Source organism: Streptomyces sp. NPDC089915 (genome assembly GCF_040684675.1).
Classification (GTDB): domain Bacteria; phylum Actinomycetota; class Actinomycetes; order Streptomycetales; family Streptomycetaceae; genus Streptomyces.
Genome location: NZ_JBFBGN010000264.1, coordinates 1 through 3,461 on the forward strand (window position 1 = coordinate 1; position 3,461 = coordinate 3,461).

The 3,461-nt window shown below is 69.9% G+C and carries 5 protein-coding genes; 3 read left to right on the forward strand and 2 right to left on the reverse strand.

Annotated features, from left to right (window positions below; translation table 11 throughout):
- Window positions 1-14: 14 nt before the first annotated feature.
- Both AB0O29_RS34545 and AB0O29_RS34550 read right to left on the reverse strand, forming a co-directional pair.
- On the reverse strand, window positions 15-755 hold the full coding sequence (locus AB0O29_RS34545; RefSeq protein ID WP_365159988.1) for a class I SAM-dependent methyltransferase: 741 nt from the start codon (window positions 753-755) through the stop codon (window positions 15-17).
- Between the two features lie 102 nt (window positions 756-857).
- The gene (locus AB0O29_RS34550) at window positions 858-1,019 is read right to left on the reverse strand and encodes a hydrophobic protein (RefSeq protein WP_365159991.1); all 162 of its coding nucleotides are present in this window, start codon (window positions 1,017-1,019) and stop codon (window positions 858-860) included.
- A gap of 292 nt (window positions 1,020-1,311) precedes the next feature.
- On the opposite strand from AB0O29_RS34550, the gene AB0O29_RS34555 reads away from it, so the two are divergent.
- From AB0O29_RS34555 to AB0O29_RS34565, 3 genes are all read left to right on the forward strand, one after another.
- Window positions 1,312-2,646, forward strand: a complete 1,335-nt coding sequence (locus AB0O29_RS34555) for a competence protein CoiA family protein (RefSeq protein WP_365159994.1) — start codon at window positions 1,312-1,314, stop codon at window positions 2,644-2,646.
- 246 nt (window positions 2,647-2,892) lie between these two features.
- The gene (locus tag AB0O29_RS34560; protein ID WP_365159997.1) at window positions 2,893-3,297 is read left to right on the forward strand and encodes a GntR family transcriptional regulator; all 405 of its coding nucleotides are present in this window, start codon (window positions 2,893-2,895) and stop codon (window positions 3,295-3,297) included.
- A partial coding sequence (locus AB0O29_RS34565; RefSeq protein WP_365160000.1) for an ATP-binding cassette domain-containing protein occupies window positions 3,294-3,461 on the forward strand: 168 nt, incomplete at its 3' end. The genes AB0O29_RS34560 and AB0O29_RS34565, both read left to right, overlap by 4 nt.

The window sequence follows — 3,461 nt, forward strand, 5'->3', positions numbered from 1 at the left end:
CCGGGGGCGGTCCCTCAGGCCGGCTTGCGCCAGACGGAGATGTGCTTCGCGGAGTCCTGGGCGAACGGGGACCCGTCCCAGTCCGCGACGCGTCGTTCCAGCTCGAGCCCGGCGATCCGTGCCATCAGGTCGAGCTCTGCCGGCCAGGCGTATCGGTGCCGGGAGTTGTCGCGCCGGTAGCCCCCGCCGTCGCCGTCGCGGGTGAAGTGGTGCGAGACGAGGATCTGCTCGACCAGGTCGAAGGTGTCGAAGCCGAGATGCTCCTCGGAGACGTCGAACGGCACCGCGAGCTGGCCAGGCGGCAGGAACCGCAGCGGTGGCACGCCCAGCTCGATGACGAACCGGCCGCCGGGCTCCAGATGACGTGCGGCATTGCGGAAGCACTCGACCTGCTCGTCCTGGGTGAGCAGGTTGGTGATGGTGTTGTAGACGAGATAGACCAGGGTGAACCCGCCCGGAACGGCGGTGGTGGCCATGTCCCCGATGATCACCGGGAGCGTGTCCTCGTCGATCTTGCGCCGCAGCACCGCCGCCATGTGCTCGGACAGTTCGATGCCCACGACCGGCACGCCGCGTTCCCGGAGCGGAACTCCCACTCGTCCGGTCCCGATGGCGAACTCCAGTGCCCGGCCGTCTCCGGCGAGCTCGGCGAGGAAGGCGAGAGCCGGTCCGAGAACGGCGGCCGAGGACGACTCGCTCTCCTCGGCGTCATAGCGGTCGGCGGTCGCACGGGTCCACAGCTCACTGCTCGTCACGAGCGACCACTCTGCCGGGTGCCAAGGGGTGCTGTCGACGCATTTACCCTCCACCGGCTCCGATCACACGATTCGGGGCAGTTTGGCGCGGGCCGGCCCCGGCTACCAGCGGTACCAACGCCCGCCGCCGGCCCTCGGCCGGGCGACGAACCCCAGGAGCCAGAGCACCAGCACGGCGATCGCGACCCACCAGAGGACCTTCAGCGCGAAGCCAGCACCGAACAGGATCAGGGCGAGCAGAAGAACGAGAAGCAGCGGAACCATGACCATCACCTCCGGGCACGCGCATGCCCCGGAATCTCCCGCGCATGCCCGGACCGCCCGAAGGGCCCGCCGACCCGGGGGTGTCAGCGACCCGGCCGGGGCGGAGCCACACCGACGCGGACCGATGCCGGCCCGGTCAACGGCCTTACAGGCCGGGCTCGCCGTCGGGTCGGCCCTCGTACCGCGACCGGAGCATTACGCTACTCCGTTCAGGGGATGCCGTGTCAGACCGGATGCGTACTGTCCGCCGCGGGCCGACCAGCGCGTTACGGAGTCGTAGAAGGAGAGCGAGATGGTGTTCGTCGGGGTCCACGGAGAGTGGGGGCGTATTGATGCCACCCGAGCCGACCTCGGATGCGGACAGGACCGGGAGAGCATCTACAAGGCGAAACCGTCGGCGCCGCTGACCTGCTACGAGTGTGACTGGCAACTACACCTGGTTCACAAGACACACGGCGCATACGACCTGTGGTTCCTCAGGCACGCCAACAACGCCCCGCACTGCGAGGTTCGGCTCGCAGGCGAGGGAATGGCCCACCACCTGCTCAAACTCGACCTCGCTCACCATGTCCGCGCAGCCGGCTGGAGTGCCGAGTACGAGGTCGCCGCCCCGGACGGATCGTGGCGGGCCGACGTGATGGCCACCTCCCCGGACGGATGCCGCCGCGTTGCCCTGGAGGCGCAGATGGCCGCCATCCCCATCACCGACATCGAGGCTCGCACCGATCGGTACCGCACCGCCGACGTCGAGGTGTGCTGGTTCACCGACCGCAAGACGGTCCCGTGGCTCGACAGCGTGCCCTCCGTGCAGATCGCCCGCCCCGACGACGGCGGCCCCGTCCAGGTCACCGCCGGAGCCTCACGCTTCGAGCCGCAGTGGTGCGATGACCGCGCCGACTGCGGGTTGTGCGAATGCCACGACTGCGGCGCGGACGTCGAGGGCAATCTGCCCTGTGGCGGCCATGGCAAGTGGCTTGCGGCCTCGCCCTTCGCCCTGGACCGGTTCGTCGCGGCCATCTGTGCCGACACCACTCGCCCCCACCGCCTACGTACCGAAGGACGACGCGACGGGGGCGAGTGGCGCTGGATCACCCGCGCCTACTTCGGACTCGAAGAGGAGCAGGTCCGGGCAACCGCCCGACGCCACGAAGTCATCGAGCGACTGGCCGCCGTCCAGCGCCGCCGGCGGGAGGCCGGACAGGCAGCGGAGCGGGACCACATCGCGGCCATCGAGGCCCTCCTCAGGCGCCAGAAGGCACTGGTCAAACCAGTGGTGGACTTCGTCTTCCACGAAGCCGGCACGTATCCGAACGTCGCCCGAGACGGCATCCCCGAGTTCGCCATGGGCGTGCCCGTATACGTAGGTGGTAAGCCGTATGCGGTCATCTGCCCCGTGGCCGGCCGCGTTCCGGCCCTCCGTGACCGCCTGGCCCCGCTGATTCTCTTTGCCGCATCCGAGCAAGAGCGCGGCCGGATCGCGGCCCAGGCCTCTGCCGGCCAGCGCATAGAAGTCCTGGCGGTCGAGGTTCCGCCCGCCACCTCCGCACAAGTCCCCTCCCGGCGAGACCAACGCGAGGTCACCGTCCAGCAGATGGTGAGCCGGATGCTCGGTATCGACCGGATATGAGGGAGCCTGCTCCGTCGGCAGTCGTTCCTCGTCGCCCTCCGCCGGCTGCCCGACGGCGGGGAAGTCAGCTCCGGCACACCGCCCGCCAACCGAAGACCACCGAGGACGGCGAGAGGCCGTACCCGGACAAACTCGGCGTGAACATGCCCCTTCCGGGCCGGCGCCCCCGGTCCGTCGAACGTTGACATCCGTCCCTCCGCCCGCCACCCTTTCACTACTTCCTTAGTGAAAGGGTGGTGAGTCGACGTGGTCGAGTACCGCATCGACCGGCGCAGTGGTGTGGCCACCTACCTCCAGATCGTGCAGCAGACCAAACAGGCCCTCCGCCTGGGCCTGTTGCAGCCCGGTGACCGCCTGCCCACCGCACGCGAGGTGGTCGAGGCGCTCGCCGTCAACCCCAACACCGTGCTCAAGGCGTACCGGGAACTCGAACGCGAAGGGCTGGTCGAGGGCCGCCGGGGGCTCGGCACCTTCGTCCGCCGGACGCTCGGCGAGGGCGGGGCCGCCGACGCCGAGCTGCGCACCGAGCTCGCCCGGTGGCTGGCGCGGGCCCGGCACGCGGGGCTGGAGGAGGACGACATCACCGCACTGTTCACCGCCGTACTGACCGGATCCGACGGGGACGAACCGAACCAGGGGGACGAAAGATGACGGCAGCATTAGAAGTGCACGGCCTCGGACGGAGGTTCAGGCGCGGCGGCTGGGCCCTGCGCGACTGCTCCTTCCGCCTGCCCGCCGGCCGCGTGTGCGCGCTGGTCGGCCCCAACGGGGCGGGCAAGTCCACCCTGCTGGCCCTGACCGCGGGCGTACTGAAG

Excerpts from the sequence above, each read along its gene's own strand:
- AB0O29_RS34555 (WP_365159994.1), top strand. The coding sequence starts at position 1,312 with ATGGTGTTCGTCGGGGTCCACGGAGAGTGGGGGCGTATTGATGCCACC.
- AB0O29_RS34550 (WP_365159991.1), bottom strand. The coding sequence starts at position 1,019 with ATGGTTCCGCTGCTTCTCGTTCTTCTGCTCGCCCTGATCCTGTTCGGT.